The organism is Sphingopyxis sp. QXT-31, assembly GCF_001984035.1.
GTDB lineage: Bacteria > Pseudomonadota > Alphaproteobacteria > Sphingomonadales > Sphingomonadaceae > Sphingopyxis.
The window spans coordinates 2,661,362-2,675,615 of sequence record NZ_CP019449.1 but is presented as its reverse complement, the minus strand read 5'-3'; the positions used below and the strand labels follow the sequence as shown (position 1 = coordinate 2,675,615).

Here is a 14,254-nt window from a genome sequence, read left to right as displayed (position 1 = left end):
CTTAGCAGGGAAAGCGTATGACCGACCTTGCCCCGCTGCTGTCCGCTTTCATGACCCGCGCGCTCGGACCGGGCGCAATCGCGGATCTCGGCCGCCTGTCGGGCGGGGCGAATATGGAAAGCTGGGCGTTCGACTGGGGCGGTGAGGGGTATGTGCTGCGCCGCGCCCCGTCGGCGGAATATATGGCGGACCGCCCCTATGGCCATCCGACCGAGGCGGCGCTGGTGCAAGCGGCGCATGCCGCCGGGGTGAAGGCGCCCGAAGTCGTCGGCGTGCTGACCGACGGCGACGGCATGGGCACCGGTTATGTCATGCGCCGCGTGATCGCCGAGGTCAGTCCAGCGAAGATCCTGCCCGCCCCGCCGCCGTCGCTGGTCGCCGATCTCGGCCGCGAGCTCGCGCGCATCCATGCGATTCCGGCGGAGACCATCCCCGACGCGATCCCGCATATGGACACCGCCGCAGCGCTCGCCGAACTCAAGGCGCGCTTCCTGACCTATGGCGGCGACCGGCCGGCGATCGCGCTAGCGATCAAATGGTGCGAGGATCATCTGCCCGACCCGGCGGCGCCGGTGCTCGTCCACGGCGATTATCGCATGGGCAACATCATGGTCGATGGCGACGGCCTGGCCGTGGTGCTCGACTGGGAACTCGCGCATCGCGGCGACGCGCATGAGGATCTCGCCTTCGGCTGCATGACCGTGTGGCGCTTCGGCCAGCTCGACAAACCGGCGTTCGGGGTCGGCGGCCTCGAAGACTATTTCGCCGCTTATGAGGCCGCGGGCGGGGCGCCGGTCGACCGCGACCGGTTCCGCTTCTGGCTCGTCTATCGCACCCTGTGGTGGGCGCTCGGCTGTCTTCAGATGGGGCAGGCGTGGCGCAGCGGCGCCGACACCACGGTCGAGCGCGTTGTCGTCGGGCGGCGCACCGCCGAACAGGAGCTCGACCTGATCACGCTGCTTGAAGCGGAAGCGCCCGAAGCCGAGCGCGCTCGCGCGCTGCCGCCGTCGCCGGGGGCCGGGCCGGCGCCCGTCGGCGAGCCCATCAACCGCGAAATCGTGCAGGCGGTGCGCGACTGGATCGAAGGCGCAATCAAGCCGCATGCCGAGGGGCATGCGAAGTTCGAGGCAGTTGTCGCGATGAATGCGCTCGGCATCGTGATGCGCGACCTCGACGCCCGGACGCGCGCCGAGGATGCGGCGCTTTCGCACGCGCTGATGGCGGGCACCAGGACGCTCGCTGAACCCGGGCTGCTCGCCCGATTGCGCCGCGCGGTGCTCGACAAATGCGCGGTCGACAGCCCCAAATATGCCGCGCTCGCCGCGGCGCGCAGCCTCTGGGGCGGATGACCGCCGAAGCGCACCCGCTCTGGATGGCGCTGCGCGACTATCGCGTCGGTCCCCCCGACGCGGCGCTCAGCTTCGAGGCGCGGCTGGCGCGCGAAAATGGTTGGACGGCCGCCCATGCCGATGCGGTGATGGCCGAATACCGCCGCTTCCTGTTCCTCGCGATGACCGCGGGCCATATGGTCGTGCCGTCCGAAGCGGTCGACCAGGCGTGGCACCTGCACCTCGCTTATACACGCGATTATTGGGACCGGCTGTGCGGCGATGTGCTGAAGGCACCGCTTCACCACGGACCGACCGCGGGGGGCGCCGAGGAGGACCAGCGCTATTTCACCTTCTACGCCGAAACGCTCGCGAGCTATGAGCGGCTGTTCGGCGAAATTCCGCCCGAGACCATCTGGCCCTCCGCCTGGCAGCGCTTCCATGTCGATCCGCGCGCGCGGCGCGTTTCGCTCGCCGACGCCTGGGTCGTGCCCAAGCGCATCGTTCGGCTTGGCGCCGCCGCCGTGGCTGTGATAGCGCTGGCGGCGGTCGCGCTGTGGGGATGAGGATGCGCCGGAGATGAACCCGCTCGATTGGGACCCGCTGGCCTTTATCGGCACCTATTTTATGCTGTTGATGATCGTCGGGCCGGTCGCCTGGCTGCTACCGCGGTTGCTCCGTCCCGCGGGCCGGACGCAGCGGCTGCGCGACGCCGACAGCCTTGCCTATCTCGCCGGCCGCGAGACGCGCTTCGCCGACACCGTGACCACGCGGCTGCTCGCGTCGGGCGCGATCGCAGTGGAGGGTAAGGCTTTTCGCCAGGCAGGCGGCACCGCTGTGTCGGGCGCCGACCGCGCGGTGCTGGCACTTCGCGCGCCGTTTCGCTGGGATGCGATGGTCTTCGCGCTTCGTCCCGAAGCCGCGGCGCTGCGCCGTCGGCTCGAATCGGCGGGCCTGCTGCTCGACGGCGAGGAGTTTCGCGGTCTGCGGCTGCTGGCGATCGCCCCCTATGCGGCGCTGCTGCTGTTCGGCGCGATCCGGCTGTTCGCCGACATCGTGCAGGGCGGCCCGCTCTTCATGCTGTCGCTGTTGATGATATTGACGCTCATCCCGATGGCGATCCGCTGGCGCTTCGTCAGCGACGAGACGCGCGCCGCGCGTGCCGCGCTCAAGGAGGCGCGGCGCGAAAATCAGCGAATCCGGCGCGCGCCGACGATCCGCGAAAGCGACCTCGCCGTCGCGCTGTTCGGTACGACCGTCTTGGCCGGGTCGGCGCTCGCCGCCTTCTATCAGCTCCGCAACCCGCATAATTCGCCCGAGGGCTCCAATTCGAGCGGCGGTTGCGGCAGCAGCTGCGGCGGGGACAGCGGATGCAGCAGCGGGTGCGGGGGCGGTGGGGATTGATACCGCTTGCAGGAAAAGATTAGTTTACGAAGTATATTCCTCTTTTGCCCTCCGCCGAACGCTGGCAAGGCAGGTGCGACAGCCATGGGAGAGAGACGATGGATTTTGCCGTACCGGCCGATTTGCAGGCCTATCTGGACGAGCTCGACGCCTTCATCGAGGCCGAGATCAAGCCGCTCGAGCTTGCCGACGACAATATCCGTTTCTTCGACCATCGCCGCGAGCACAGCCGCACCGACTGGGACAATCAGGGGCTGCCGCGGCATGAGTGGGAGCAGCTATTAAAGCAGGCGACGCGCAAGGCCGACGCGGCAGGGCATTGGCGCTTTTCGGCACCCAAAAAATATGGTGGCAAGGACGGGTCGAACCTGTGGATGGCGGTGATCCGCGAACATTTCGCCGCCAAGGGGCTGGGGCTCCACAACGACCTGCAGAACGAGCACAGCATCGTCGGCAATTTCCCGTTCGTCGAAATGTTCGAGCAGTTCGCGACGAGCGACGAGCAGAAGGCGGAATTTATCCTCGGCGGCTTCGAGGGCAAGCGCCGCACCGCCTTCGGCCTCACCGAACCCGACCATGGCAGCGACGCGACGCATATGGAAACCCGCGCGGTGCGCGAGACCCGCGACGGGGTCGAGGGCTGGCTGATCAACGGGCGCAAGATGTGGATCACCGGCATGCATGTCGCGACGCACTGCGCGACCTTCTGCCGCACCGACGGCAAGGATGGCGATGCGAAGGGGATCACCTGCCTGCTGGTGCCGACGGGAACGCCGGGGATGACGGTCGACGAATATATGTGGACCTTCAACATGCCGACCGACCACCCGCGCATGACCTTCACCGACGTGTGGGTGCCCGACAGCGCGCGCCTCGGACCCGAGGGCGGCGGGCTGTCGATCGCACAGAGCTTCGTCCATCAGAACCGCATCCGGCAAGCGGCGAGTTCGCTCGGCGCCGCGGTCTTCTGCATCGAGGAAAGCGTGCGCTACGCCCGCGAGCGCAAGCCCTTCGGCGAGGCGCTGGCGCGCAACCAGGCGATCCAGTTCCCGCTCGTCGAACTCGCGACCCAGGCCGAGATGCTGCGCCTCCTGATCCGCAAGACCGCGTGGGAAATGGACAATATGCCGCACAAGGAGGTCGAGCACCGCCTCAGCGACAAGGTCAGCATGTGCAATTATTGGGCGAACCGCCTCTGCTGCGAAGCCGCCGACCGCGCGATGCAGGTGCATGGCGGCATCGGCTATTCGCGCCACAAGCCCTTCGAGCATATCTATCGCCACCACCGCCGCTACCGGATCACCGAGGGCGCGGAGGAGATCCAGATGCGCAAGGTGGGCGCCTATCTGTTCGGCTATCTGGGGCCGCGCAAAGGTATGCTGGGATGATCGCCCGCGCCGCCGTCGCCCTGTTTCTCGGGATGGCGGCGGCGGCGTGTGCGCCCGCGAAGCCCGACGGCCCGCTGGCCGTCCTCCCGCTGCCGCCCGATCTCGATTGCGGCTTCCATGCGAGCAAGGACTTGCGGCGGTCGAGGGAAGAGCGCGAGAGCCCGCCCGCCCGCCCGCCTGCGCCCTGCCCGATGCGAAGACCCTCGCGCAGCGCTGCGCCATCCATGACATGATCCGCGCGCCCGGCTACCGCCCGGACGAAGAGGATGAAATGGGCGTGGTGCGGAACCCGACGCCGCTTCCCGATTACCGGGTGACCGACCTTGCCTGCGCCTTCGACGGCACCGCCCGCAACCGGGCGACATGCCGCTTCGCGCTGACCGTTCCGGGCGCAGCCCCGGCGCAAACGACGGTCAGGCTGCGCCACAAGAGCTCGATGCACATTACCCCGCTGACGACGGAATATTGGGTGATGTGGCAACTCGACGACGATTGTAAGCCGGACGTCAGCCCGGCTTCCTGAAGCGCAGCGCGAACTGGTCGGTCTTGCCGCGGATTTCCTTGTCGAACACATTCGCTGTGCGCGGGTCGTCGGCCTGTTTGTAGAGGTCGCTCTCGGCTTCCAGCACGAACCCCGCATTGGCCAGCGCGTCGATCACCGCCGCCTTGTCGATGCGGTGGAGGCTGTCGGACAGCGTCGTGCCGGTCCCGTCGGCGGCGCTGTGATCCACGATGACGAGTGTGGCGCCGGGCTTCAGTGCCGCGAACAGGGCTGCGCTGCCCCTGGCGCCCGTCTCTTCGGAAAAGGGCTTCAGATACAGGTCGTGGAAATTCTGCACCGTGATGATCGTGTCGAGCGGCACCGGGAAAGCGGGCGCCGCGAACGGCCCGCTCACCGCATCGACATTGGCATAGGCCGCGTCGACCGCCGCCTGATCGGTGCCATATTGCGCCTTGAACGCGATGAACTCGGCGGGCTGGAAGGCATAGACCTTGCCCTTGTCGCCGACCGCAGCGGCGAGCAGCCGGGTGACATAACCGCCGCCCATCACATAATCGCCGACCTTTTCGCCCGGCGCGATCTGCGCGAATTCGAGCAGTTCGGCGGGTTTGCGCGCCGCGTCGCGCTCGCGGTCGGTCGCCGGGCGCGCGGGATCGGCGAGCGCGGCGCTATAGTCGATGGGCGCGGGCGTCTCGGCAGCGAGCGGGCTGGCGCTCAGTAGCGCGAGCGCGGCGGCAAGGGTGAAAGAACGGATCATGGCAGCGACTCCCTTGGTGTATCGCCGCACCATAACGGCTTGGCGCGCCGTTCGCCCGCGAAATCAGTCAGCGGAGCGCGGGCGGCCCCGCGCGCGGGAAAAGCTTGAGGCCCGCGAGAAGCGGGGCCGGATCGGGGCAGGCGGGTGACGCCGCAACGCCGATGATCGGATCGACCGTGACCATCAGGCCCACCCGCGCCGCCTGTCGCTGCAGCTGGTCGCGCAGCACGGTACCGGCGCGCGGAAAGTCGGTGCGCATGGCGTCGTGATACAGATAGCGCACCGGGCCGATGTCGCGCGCGCGTTCGACGAAGATGCTCTTCTCGGCCGCCTCGACGTCGAGTTGCTGGACGATCATCGTGCAGGCGCCACCGGCGGCGCGGATCCGAAAGGGCGCCGCTTTCCAAGGTCGGCTGCTCGTCAGGCCCGCCGTCGCGAGCCGAGCCTCGATCGCCGCAGCCAGCCGTTCGCGATCGGGATAGACGTTGCGCGGTAGCCACAGCAATTTCGTCGCGACAAGCGCTGCCGCGATCAGCACGGCGCCGCTCAATATCCAGTCAGCGCGGCGCAAAATCGGGGTGGCGCGCGACGGCGGTGCCGACGATTGCGGCGGTGACCAGCAACGACGCCCAGCCGAACAGCATCATCCCGGCGCCGCTGTGCAGATAGTCGTAAAGTTCGGGACGCCGCGCGATCATCGCGAGGCGGATGCCGTTGACCACGACGGTACCGAGCATCGCGAGCAAGGTCGCGGCAATCAGGCGCCGGTCGAAGCGCAGCGCGAACAATTGCGCCAGCGCGACCGCGAGCACCCCGGCGAGCGAGAGGTTGGTCAGCGACGAGCAATTCTGGCCGACGGTGAAGGCCTGCGACCCCGCCTGGCCGAAGATATTCCCCTCCGCGCTCCCGCCTGCGAAAAGCGCCGCGATCCAGGCGTCGAGCGCGAGCAATTCGCTGCCGAGCAGCTTCAGGATCAGCGGACCCCACAAAAGATGCGCGCTGAGTGCGAGCGCCACGAGGCCGATTCGTCGGCCGGCCGATTTCGCCTCGGAGCCGAACGCCAGCCACAGCCCCGCGCCGAAGACTGCCGCCGCACCAAGGGCGGGGACGGGCAGGACCGCGGGGCCGACAATCGCGGCGAGCATCGGGACGTCGCCGCGTTGCCAGCGCGACCGGGCGCCGTCTTCGCGCGCGATCGCGCCGATCGCAAAGGCCGCGAACCAGACGATCGCGCTGATCCCGAACAGGTCGGTGAAAGCGGTGGCGAGGCCGCGATGCGCGACGGCGGCACCGATGCGCGTCGTCAACGCCCCCGCGATCGCGAGCAGCAAGGCGGCGGCAAAAGCGGCTCCACGATCGACGCGATGCGGCGCCACAGTCGCCGCTTCGGTCATCGCGGACTCAGCGGCTGCGGCGACGCTTCAGGAACAAATAGCCCGCCGCGACGGCGACCATGGCCGCGGCGCCGACCCCGGCCTCGGGGCCGGGCGTGGCGGGTACGCCCGCCAGCGCGGCGGTGGGCATGGCGAGGAGGAAGGTTGCTGCCAATGCGCGCATGATCGAACTCCCGAAAAGAAAAGGCATTTTCCGATGACCCGCGGCCACGGTAGAGAGCCCTTGCCTTCACCGCAAGCCGCTTTACGCCTTGGCGGCATGGAGCGGGCCTTTGCGGACGAACTGATGGCGTGGGCGCCTTGGGCGATGGCCGCGACCTTCGTCATTGCCGCACTCGCCGAAGGCCTGTTCGCCGCACGCGCGGAGACGGCGCCGGGGTTGCGGCGCCCGGCGACCAATTTACTGCTGGGCATCCTGGCGCTGCTGCTGGCCGCGCTGGTGCCCACCAGCCTGGTCGGCTTTGCCGTATGGAGCGCGGCGAAGGGCGGGGCGCCCTTTCCGCTGCCCCCGATGCCGCTGGTATTGGCCGCGCTGGCCGCGTTGCTGCTGCGCAGCTTTGCCGCCTATTGGGCGCACCGCGCGTCGCATCGGATCGGCTGGCTGTGGCGGCTGCACCGGGTTCACCATGCCGACACCGCGATCGACGCGACGACCGGGTTTCGCCACCATCCGGCCGAGCAGTTCGTGTCGTTGCTGTTCGCGCTGCCCGCGATCTGGCTGTTCGCGCTGCCGCCCGCCGCGGTCGCGATCGCCGAACTTGTCCTAATCGCCGCCGGGATCGCCGAGCATGCGAATATTCGCGCCGACGGCCGCGGCTGGCGCGCCGCCACCTGGCTGTTCGCAACCCCGGCGGTGCACTTGGTCCATCACAGCAGCCGGCAGGCGCAGACCGACAGCAATTACGGATCGCTGTTCAGCGTCTGGGACCGGCTGTTCGGAACCTGGCGCGACCCCGCGACCGAGCCGGTCGAACGGATCGGGCTGGGCGACGCCCACGACCGCGACGCCGACCGCTGGCATCGGCAGCTGCTGTCGCCCTTCATGCGCGACCCATAGGTCTTGGCATATCCGATATCCGTGATAGGTTTCTCCCTGAAACCAAATAATCGGGAGAGCGGAGATGTACGATCTGGTGATTCGCGGCGGCACCGTCGTCGATGGAACGGGCGGCGATGCCTTTGTCGCGGACATCGCGATCGACGGGGACCGGATCGCCGCCATCGGGCAGAGCCTGGGCGCGGGGCGCGAGGAGATCGACGCCGCGGGCAAGATCGTCACCCCGGGCTTCGTCGACGTCCACACCCATTATGACGGCCAGGCGACCTGGGACCAGGAAATGGCGCCGTCGAGCTGGCACGGCGTCACCACCGTGGTGATGGGCAATTGCGGCGTCGGCTTCGCCCCCGCCAAGCCCGACCGCCACGAATGGCTGATCAGCCTGATGGAGGGCGTCGAGGACATCCCCGGCACCGCGCTCGCCGAGGGCATGTCGTGGGACTGGGAGACCTTCCCCGAATATATGGACGCGCTGGAGAAGCTGCCGCGCACCGTCGATGTCGCGTGCCACGTGCCGCACGGCGCGGTGCGCGCTTACGTGCTCGGCGACCGCGAAAAGCCCGGCGCGATCCCGACCGACGACGACATCGCGGAGATGTCGCGCATCGTCGAGGAGGGCATCCGCGCCGGCGCGCTCGGCTTCTCGACCAGCCGCACCGTGCTGCACAAGTCGATCGACGGCGAACTCGTCCCCGGCACCACCGCGACCGCCGAGGAACTGATCGCGATCGGCCGCGCGATGGGGCGCGTCGGTTATGGCGTGTTCGAAATGGCGAGCGACCTGCGCCGCGAATGGAACGAGTTCGAGTGGATGGGCGATCTCAGCCGCGAGACCGGGCTCCCGGTGACCTTCGCCGCGCTGCAATCGATCGCCAAGGAATTGCCGCTCGACGAACAGATCAAGGAGATGCGGCGTCAGAATGCCAGCGGCGCCAACATCGTCGCGCAGATCGCGCTGCGCGGGAACGGCATCATCATGGCGTGGCAGGGCACGGTACACCCCTTCCGCTTCAAGCCGGCGTGGAACGAGATCATCGACCTGCCGTGGGCGCAGCAGCTCGCGCATCTCAAGGACCCCGCGTTCAAGGCGCGCATGATCGCCGAGGAGAATGTCTGGCCCGAAAGCGACATCCTCGATTTCCTGAAGATCGTGGCCGAGGGCTGGCCGGTGCATTTCGAGATGGACCCCGACTTCAACTATGAGCCGCGGATGGACGAGAGCATCATGGCGCGCGCCGCCGCCGCGGGGGTCTCGCCGTCCGAATATGCCTATGACCTGCTGATGAAGGACGACGGCAAGGGCTTCATCTATTTCCCGATCCTCAACTACCAGGACGGCAACCTCGATTTCCTCGAGGATCTGCAGCATTCGGACGACACGGTGAACAGCCTGTCCGACGGCGGCGCGCATTGCGGGACGATCTGCGACGCGGCATCGCCGACCTTCATGCTCCAGCATTGGGTGCGCGACCGCAACGGCAACCGCATCGGGCTCGAACATGCGATCAAACGCCAGTGCCGCGACACCGCGATGCTCTATGGGCTTGAGGATCGCGGGTTGCTCGCGCCCGGCTATCTCGCCGACCTCAATGTCATCGACATGGACGAAATCAAGCTCGGCAAACCCTGGCTCGCCTTCGACCTGCCCGCGGGCGGCAAGCGACTGTTGCAGAAAGCCGACGGCTATGTCGCGACGATCAAGTCGGGCGAAGTCACCTTCCGCGACGGCGAAATGCAGGGGCCGACGCCGGGCGGCGTCATCCGCGGGCCGCAGCGCGTCGAAATGGCGATGGCGGCGGAATAGGCGGGTCGCACCCGAACCTACATTGCCACTTCGTCATGCTGAACTTGTTTCAGCATCCATGGCCGGGGCTCTCAGCCATCGCTGCGCCTGATTCGAGGGCAGGCCATGGACCCTGAAACTAGTTCAGGGTGACGAGATTTGTGCGGGGCATCCGGCGCGCGCCATCCACTCAAAGGAAAATGCCATGAAAGCCATTCGCCTTGCCGCACCGGCCTCCCTCGACAATCTCACGCTTACCGAGCTGCCCGACCCCGGCGATCCGGGGCCGGGCGAGATTCGGGTGCGGCTCGGCGCGTCGTCGCTGAACTTCCATGACTTCGCGGTCGTCGCGGGCATGATCCCGACTGTCGACGGCCGGATCCCGATGTCCGACGGCGCCGGCCTGGTCGAGGCGGTGGGTGAGGGGGTGGTCCAGTTCAAGGTCGGCGACCTGGTGGTATCGACCTTTTTCACCGACTGGGACGACGGCCCCGCGCCGAGCGCCGCGGCGGCGAAGGGCGTGCCGGGCGACGGCATCGACGGTTACGCCCGCGAGGCGGTGGTGGCACCCCAGCATTGGTTCACCCGCGCGCCCGCGGGCTGGTCGGTGGCCGAGGCGGCGACGCTGACCTGCGCGGGCCTCACCGCCTGGCGCGCCTTGTTCGTCGATGGCACGACCCAGCCCGGATCGACCGTGCTGATCCAGGGCAGCGGCGGCGTGTCGGTGTTCGCGCTGCAATTCGCCAAGGCGGCGGGCGCGCGCGTGATCGCGACCAGCTCGTCCGACGCGAAGCTCGAAAAGCTGAAGGCGCTCGGCGCCGACGACCTGATCAACTACAAGGAAGAGCCCAATTGGGGCGCCAAGGCGCTCGAACTGACGGGCGGGCGCGGGGTCGACACGGTGGTCGAGATCGGCGGCGCCGGCACGCTCGACCAGTCGATGGTCGCGACGCGCGTCGGCGGCCATGTGTCGCTGATCGGCGTGCTGACGGGCATCGCCGGCCCGGTCCAGACCGCGATGCTGATGAGCAAGAATCTGCGCGTGCAGGGCCTGACGGTGGGCAGCCGCGCGCAGCAGCTCGCGATGATTGCCGGGGTCGAGGCAAACGGCATCCGGCCGGTGATCAGCGATCATTTCCCGCTGGAAAAGCTGGGCGACGCCTTCCGGCACCAGATCGCGAACGCGCATTTCGGGAAAATTGTGGTGGATATTTAGAATTTGAGGGTGGTTGCGATTGGGGCTAACGAAGGTTGCAGATCGGGCGTTAGGTGTTTATGAATTTTTCGCCTATGATATGAATATATATTCTAGCTAGCCTTGTAGATATCAAACGCATTTTCTACCCTATTAAAGTCGATTGCGTACCTGTGCTTCTCAAGCAAGAAATATCTCTTTGTATTATTATTAGTAGTTATGATGAATTCGAATGCATCTGTCCTGCAGTTGTTGCAGCTGTAGTTATATGTTTCAAGTGCTGGAATAGTGTAGTTTGACCATTCCCCGTCTCTTGGACGAAGCGAAAAATTCAAATCCTGTCGCACGAGATTTGCAATGACAACATGTGATGGAGCAACAGAAGGCTCTTCCCACATGCCGCTTTGCGCTGCGGCGATCGCCGAGAGTGCGGAAAGGGGCAAGGCTAGCCATCTTGCGTAACTCATTTTTCGACTTCCTGGTCAGTCGAGATCCCTCTCTCTTGCCGGCCAATAAGATATCCAGCGATTGTGCCAAACAATCCAAGAGCCGGTGCAATCTGATCATTGCTAAACCCTGCCGTAATTAGAGCCAGGGTTCCGACTATTATCAAAGTTACCAGAGATATTCGGAGAACAGAGTCTGTTTGCCGGTGTATAACTCCCTTAATCAAATAGGCTTGCGTAAGAACTACGAAAATTCCGAAAGTTAGTACGGCGATTGTGAGCCAAAGCTCTCGGTCGCTCATTAAGGTCACGCGACCGGCCGAGGACGCAACTCCCGAAGCGGTAACCAACGGCCCCGGCACATTGTTAGCAGATAAGTGAATGAAATCCCACAGCATGATTGCCCCCCCATGCAGATATTCTGATTATCACATGCGGAGGAATTATCAAATTTTAAGTTAAATTGTTGATATATATAGTATTATGCCGAGCATAATGAGGTCTTGATAGAGCTAAAGTTGAAGCAATAATATCATGTTGATCGACGCCGTTACGGCGCGCCCTTACGGTCACGCGTGCAACCACCCCTAATTTCGCTGTCCCCGAAAAACTTCTTTCCTAAAAAACATTGAGCCTATATACTTGTGTGACCCATTGACGCGGGTCACATAAACACCTATAAGCGGTTCCACCAACACGGAGAACCGCGGTGTCCACGACTTTCAATAGCCTGCTCCAGATGATGCAAGCCATCCCCGACGAGCAAGCCGCAATCGACCATTTCAGGGCTATCCGGTGGAAGAACGGCGCGTTCTGCCCCCATTGCCAGTCGACCAAGGTCTATCACTTCTCGGATGGTAAAACCCACAAGTGCGGCGATTGCCGCAAGCGGTTCTCGATCCGTGTCGGCACCATCTTTGAAGACAGCAAATTGCCGCTCCGCACATGGATGCTGGCGATCTGGCTTATCACGTCGCACAAGAAGGGCATCGCCAGCACGCAGTTGGCAAAGGATTTGGGCATCACGCAAAAGAGCGCGTGGTTCGTCACCCATCGCCTTCGCCATGCCGTCCGTACCCAGTCGTTCAATCGCCCGCTGTCTGGCGAGGTCGAGGCCGACGAGACATTCATCGGCGGCAAGGAAAAGAACAAGCACGCTTGGCAGCGCACCGGGGGCAAGCAGGGCGGCAAGGGCAAGATTGCGGTGCTGGGCATCCTAGAGCGCGAAGGCGAACTTCGCACCGGCATCACGCCGTCGCTGTCGGCCCGCAACGTCCAGAGCGCCATCCGCGATCATGTAGAGCCGGGATCGGCACTGATGACCGACGAGCATGGTTCGTTCGTCGGCCTCGGTCGCGACTACAGCCATCACCGCGTCAATCATTCGGCGGGCGAATATGTCCGCAACTACTGCCTCCATACCAACGGTATCGAAAGCGTGTGGGCGCTGTTCAAGCGTCAGATCATTGGCACCCACCATTGGCTTTCACCGAAGCACATTAGCGCGTACCTTGGCGAAATGACGTGGCGCTTCAATCTCCGCTCAATGGACGAGGGCGACCGTGTGAACGCGCTCCTGTCGCAGACACATGGCCGCTTGACCTACAAAGCGCTGATCGCATGACCGGGCAGCGCGAGCGGCCCCTCGGGCTGGATATGCCATTTGGTGAGGCGCTGGAGCGGTTCATTGGGACTGACCCTAAGGAACTGCCCGACAAGGTGAAGCTGACACGAAAAAAGCCCCCGCCGAAGCGGGGGCCAGGTGACGAAACCGAAGCCGAGCAGCCTTAGCTACTGGGTGCGGAAGTGGGCGCGGACGTATTCAACACGCCCGAACCTGATACGGAAATATGCTTGGATATAGACCATCGGTCCCTCCATCGCATGATGTGGGTTGCATCCGGGTCCGATTTGTGCGACTGTTTGATTGCTTAGATCGGTCGCTTCGGCACCGGCACGAAAGGTCACCCGCGAGGGTGGCCTTTTTCGTTTCTGGTATCTCACGGTCCCATCTTCATGCTCCATCGGTTGCCCGGCTTTCCGGGTTGATAGGGCGATTATGGAGACGCTGTAATCGACCGTCTGACACATATTCAAAATAGCGGGGAGAAATGGGGGAAAACTCAGGTTTCCCCCTGCCTTTCTTGCAGGTATTTGAACAACTTATTTGCCATCGGCTTCAAAGTGGAATCGCCGGGGTAAATCTGGTTTTCCCCAAGCCAGTCTTCCATCTTCTTTTGAAGTTGCGCGGCTGAGGTCGGGTGGAGATTGCCCGCTTCGATCCGCCGTATCATCTCTATCCAAAGATCGTCCCACCATCCCTTGCGAGGCCGCCCGCCTTTTCCGGCTGCGGTGGGCATTGATGCCGGAGCCGCTTCCGACGGCGGTTCAATCGCGTTGGGAAGCCCGTGTGGCCAAAAACGGACATAGAAAAATGAGATACCCCCATCGCGAACGACGGAATAACCTTGGCTCGGAAAGTGAGAATAGAGATACCCCGTGTCCCAAAAATCATCTTCGGGCTTCAGATCGTGACGCAGCCACACCCACGTCGGGATAAGAGGGTACGCCAGCAACTTCCCATTGATCGGACCCCAGCGGACTTCTTCCGCGACAGCTTCAACGCGCCCATGCGAAAGCTCCCTGTTTAGCTGCAATATCGCGGTCGTCTGTGACAGTCCGTATCGAGCGAGCGCTTCGCGAGGCGTGATGCAAGCCCGGAAGTTCTCTTCCGTTGTGGCATCGAACGGGTTTTCAGGGATAGCTCGATGCGTCTCTTCCGGCACTCCCGGTGACGGATAAGTGGAGAGAAACGCTTCCTCTAACGGCGACAGGGGCGCTCGCGGCGCAAAGATAGGATGCACCTTTTCTGGCTCATTATCCTTGTCCGATTCGTCCCCGCTCATGATCGGGCATCATGGTTCGATTCCGGGTTGGGTCAAGCAGGTATATAGGCCCCAAAAACATCGCTATGCTTCAAGCTTGTCGATGAGCGACATC

The 14,254-nt window shown here is 64.5% G+C and carries 16 protein-coding genes; 10 read left to right on the top strand and 6 right to left on the bottom strand.

What is annotated here, in order from left to right:
* Window positions 1-17 precede the first annotated feature (17 nt).
* The 5 genes from BWQ93_RS12855 (at window position 18) to BWQ93_RS12830 (ending at window position 4,643) form a co-directional block, all read left to right on the top strand.
* Window positions 18-1,349, top strand: coding sequence for a phosphotransferase family protein (locus BWQ93_RS12855; RefSeq protein ID WP_077030895.1), 1,332 nt, complete (start codon window positions 18-20; stop codon window positions 1,347-1,349).
* Window positions 1,346-1,894 carry a glycine-rich domain-containing protein gene (locus BWQ93_RS12850; RefSeq protein WP_077030894.1) on the top strand — a complete coding sequence of 183 codons (549 nt, stop codon included), beginning with the start codon at window positions 1,346-1,348 and terminating at the stop codon, window positions 1,892-1,894. Before BWQ93_RS12855 ends, BWQ93_RS12850 begins: the two co-directional genes overlap by 4 nt.
* Window positions 1,895-1,907: 13 nt before the next feature.
* A complete protein-coding gene (locus tag BWQ93_RS12845; RefSeq protein WP_077030893.1) occupies window positions 1,908-2,732 on the top strand; it encodes a TIGR04222 domain-containing membrane protein in 825 nt (274 codons plus the stop codon).
* Between the two features lie 98 nt (window positions 2,733-2,830).
* Window positions 2,831-4,120: an acyl-CoA dehydrogenase family protein gene (locus BWQ93_RS12840; RefSeq protein ID WP_077030892.1), complete on the top strand. Its 1,290-nt coding sequence runs from the start codon at window positions 2,831-2,833 to the stop codon at window positions 4,118-4,120.
* A gap of 229 nt (window positions 4,121-4,349) precedes the next feature.
* Entirely contained in the window at window positions 4,350-4,643 is a 294-nt protein-coding gene (locus BWQ93_RS12830; protein WP_077030890.1) for a hypothetical protein, read from the top strand.
* Here BWQ93_RS12830 and BWQ93_RS12825 read toward each other — a convergent pair.
* From BWQ93_RS12825 to BWQ93_RS21140, 4 genes are all read right to left on the bottom strand, one after another.
* On the bottom strand, window positions 4,627-5,379 hold the full coding sequence (locus BWQ93_RS12825; protein WP_077030889.1) for a class I SAM-dependent methyltransferase: 753 nt from the start codon (window positions 5,377-5,379) through the stop codon (window positions 4,627-4,629). The two genes, BWQ93_RS12830 and BWQ93_RS12825, sit on opposite strands and share 17 nt — an antisense overlap.
* Before the next feature lie 67 nt (window positions 5,380-5,446).
* Window positions 5,447-5,917, bottom strand: a complete 471-nt coding sequence (locus tag BWQ93_RS12820) for a hypothetical protein (RefSeq protein ID WP_156878229.1) — start codon at window positions 5,915-5,917, stop codon at window positions 5,447-5,449.
* A 19-nt stretch (window positions 5,918-5,936) separates the two neighbouring features.
* On the bottom strand, window positions 5,937-6,773 hold the full coding sequence (locus BWQ93_RS12815; RefSeq protein ID WP_077030887.1) for an exosortase/archaeosortase family protein: 837 nt from the start codon (window positions 6,771-6,773) through the stop codon (window positions 5,937-5,939).
* Window positions 6,774-6,780: 7 nt separating this feature from the next.
* Window positions 6,781-6,936, bottom strand: a complete 156-nt coding sequence (locus BWQ93_RS21140; RefSeq protein ID WP_198040384.1) for a hypothetical protein — start codon at window positions 6,934-6,936, stop codon at window positions 6,781-6,783.
* A 96-nt stretch (window positions 6,937-7,032) separates the two neighbouring features.
* Between BWQ93_RS21140 and BWQ93_RS12805 the strand changes: the two genes are divergently transcribed.
* The 3 genes from BWQ93_RS12805 to BWQ93_RS12795 all read left to right on the top strand — a co-directional run bounded on the left by BWQ93_RS12805 (window position 7,033) and on the right by BWQ93_RS12795 (window position 10,829).
* Window positions 7,033-7,830, top strand: a complete 798-nt coding sequence (locus BWQ93_RS12805) for a sterol desaturase family protein (protein ID WP_198040383.1) — start codon at window positions 7,033-7,035, stop codon at window positions 7,828-7,830.
* A gap of 64 nt (window positions 7,831-7,894) precedes the next feature.
* Window positions 7,895-9,634 carry an N-acyl-D-amino-acid deacylase family protein gene (locus BWQ93_RS12800; protein WP_077030884.1) on the top strand — a complete coding sequence of 580 codons (1,740 nt, stop codon included), beginning with the start codon at window positions 7,895-7,897 and terminating at the stop codon, window positions 9,632-9,634.
* Between the two features lie 184 nt (window positions 9,635-9,818).
* Entirely contained in the window at window positions 9,819-10,829 is a 1,011-nt protein-coding gene (locus BWQ93_RS12795; RefSeq protein ID WP_077030883.1) for a zinc-dependent alcohol dehydrogenase family protein, read from the top strand.
* Window positions 10,830-10,921: 92 nt separating this feature from the next.
* On the opposite strand, the gene BWQ93_RS21135 is transcribed toward BWQ93_RS12795, so the two are convergent.
* Window positions 10,922-11,275 (bottom strand): hypothetical protein, encoded by a 354-nt coding sequence (locus BWQ93_RS21135; RefSeq protein WP_198040382.1) that lies wholly within the window; start codon window positions 11,273-11,275, stop codon window positions 10,922-10,924.
* A 718-nt stretch (window positions 11,276-11,993) separates the two neighbouring features.
* Here BWQ93_RS21135 and BWQ93_RS12790 point away from each other — a divergent pair.
* Entirely contained in the window at window positions 11,994-12,878 is an 885-nt protein-coding gene (locus BWQ93_RS12790) for an IS1595 family transposase (protein WP_077030882.1), read from the top strand.
* Window positions 12,875-13,045, top strand: coding sequence for a hypothetical protein (locus BWQ93_RS20830; RefSeq protein ID WP_156878228.1), 171 nt, complete (start codon window positions 12,875-12,877; stop codon window positions 13,043-13,045). The genes BWQ93_RS12790 and BWQ93_RS20830 overlap by 4 nt, the downstream gene beginning before the upstream one ends.
* Before the next feature lie 332 nt (window positions 13,046-13,377).
* On the opposite strand, the gene BWQ93_RS20825 is transcribed toward BWQ93_RS20830, so the two are convergent.
* Complete coding sequence (locus BWQ93_RS20825) at window positions 13,378-14,160, bottom strand: hypothetical protein (protein ID WP_156878227.1); 783 nt, start codon at window positions 14,158-14,160, stop codon at window positions 13,378-13,380.
* Between the last annotated feature and the right edge of the window lie 94 nt (window positions 14,161-14,254).

Excerpts from the sequence above, each read along its gene's own strand:
- BWQ93_RS12855 (WP_077030895.1), top strand. The coding sequence starts at position 18 with ATGACCGACCTTGCCCCGCTGCTGTCCGCTTTCATGACCCGCGCGCTC.
- BWQ93_RS12850 (WP_077030894.1), top strand. The coding sequence starts at position 1,346 with ATGACCGCCGAAGCGCACCCGCTCTGGATGGCGCTGCGCGACTATCGC.
- BWQ93_RS12845 (WP_077030893.1), top strand. The coding sequence starts at position 1,908 with ATGAACCCGCTCGATTGGGACCCGCTGGCCTTTATCGGCACCTATTTT.
- BWQ93_RS12840 (WP_077030892.1), top strand. The coding sequence starts at position 2,831 with ATGGATTTTGCCGTACCGGCCGATTTGCAGGCCTATCTGGACGAGCTC.
- BWQ93_RS12830 (WP_077030890.1), top strand. The coding sequence starts at position 4,350 with ATGATCCGCGCGCCCGGCTACCGCCCGGACGAAGAGGATGAAATGGGC.
- BWQ93_RS12825 (WP_077030889.1), bottom strand. The coding sequence starts at position 5,379 with ATGATCCGTTCTTTCACCCTTGCCGCCGCGCTCGCGCTACTGAGCGCC.
- BWQ93_RS12815 (WP_077030887.1), bottom strand. The coding sequence starts at position 6,773 with ATGACCGAAGCGGCGACTGTGGCGCCGCATCGCGTCGATCGTGGAGCC.
- BWQ93_RS21140 (WP_198040384.1), bottom strand. The coding sequence starts at position 6,936 with ATGCGCGCATTGGCAGCAACCTTCCTCCTCGCCATGCCCACCGCCGCG.
- BWQ93_RS12805 (WP_198040383.1), top strand. The coding sequence starts at position 7,033 with ATGGAGCGGGCCTTTGCGGACGAACTGATGGCGTGGGCGCCTTGGGCG.
- BWQ93_RS12800 (WP_077030884.1), top strand. The coding sequence starts at position 7,895 with ATGTACGATCTGGTGATTCGCGGCGGCACCGTCGTCGATGGAACGGGC.
- BWQ93_RS12795 (WP_077030883.1), top strand. The coding sequence starts at position 9,819 with ATGAAAGCCATTCGCCTTGCCGCACCGGCCTCCCTCGACAATCTCACG.
- BWQ93_RS21135 (WP_198040382.1), bottom strand. The coding sequence starts at position 11,275 with ATGAGTTACGCAAGATGGCTAGCCTTGCCCCTTTCCGCACTCTCGGCG.
- BWQ93_RS12790 (WP_077030882.1), top strand. The coding sequence starts at position 11,994 with ATGATGCAAGCCATCCCCGACGAGCAAGCCGCAATCGACCATTTCAGG.
- BWQ93_RS20830 (WP_156878228.1), top strand. The coding sequence starts at position 12,875 with ATGACCGGGCAGCGCGAGCGGCCCCTCGGGCTGGATATGCCATTTGGT.
- BWQ93_RS20825 (WP_156878227.1), bottom strand. The coding sequence starts at position 14,160 with ATGAGCGGGGACGAATCGGACAAGGATAATGAGCCAGAAAAGGTGCAT.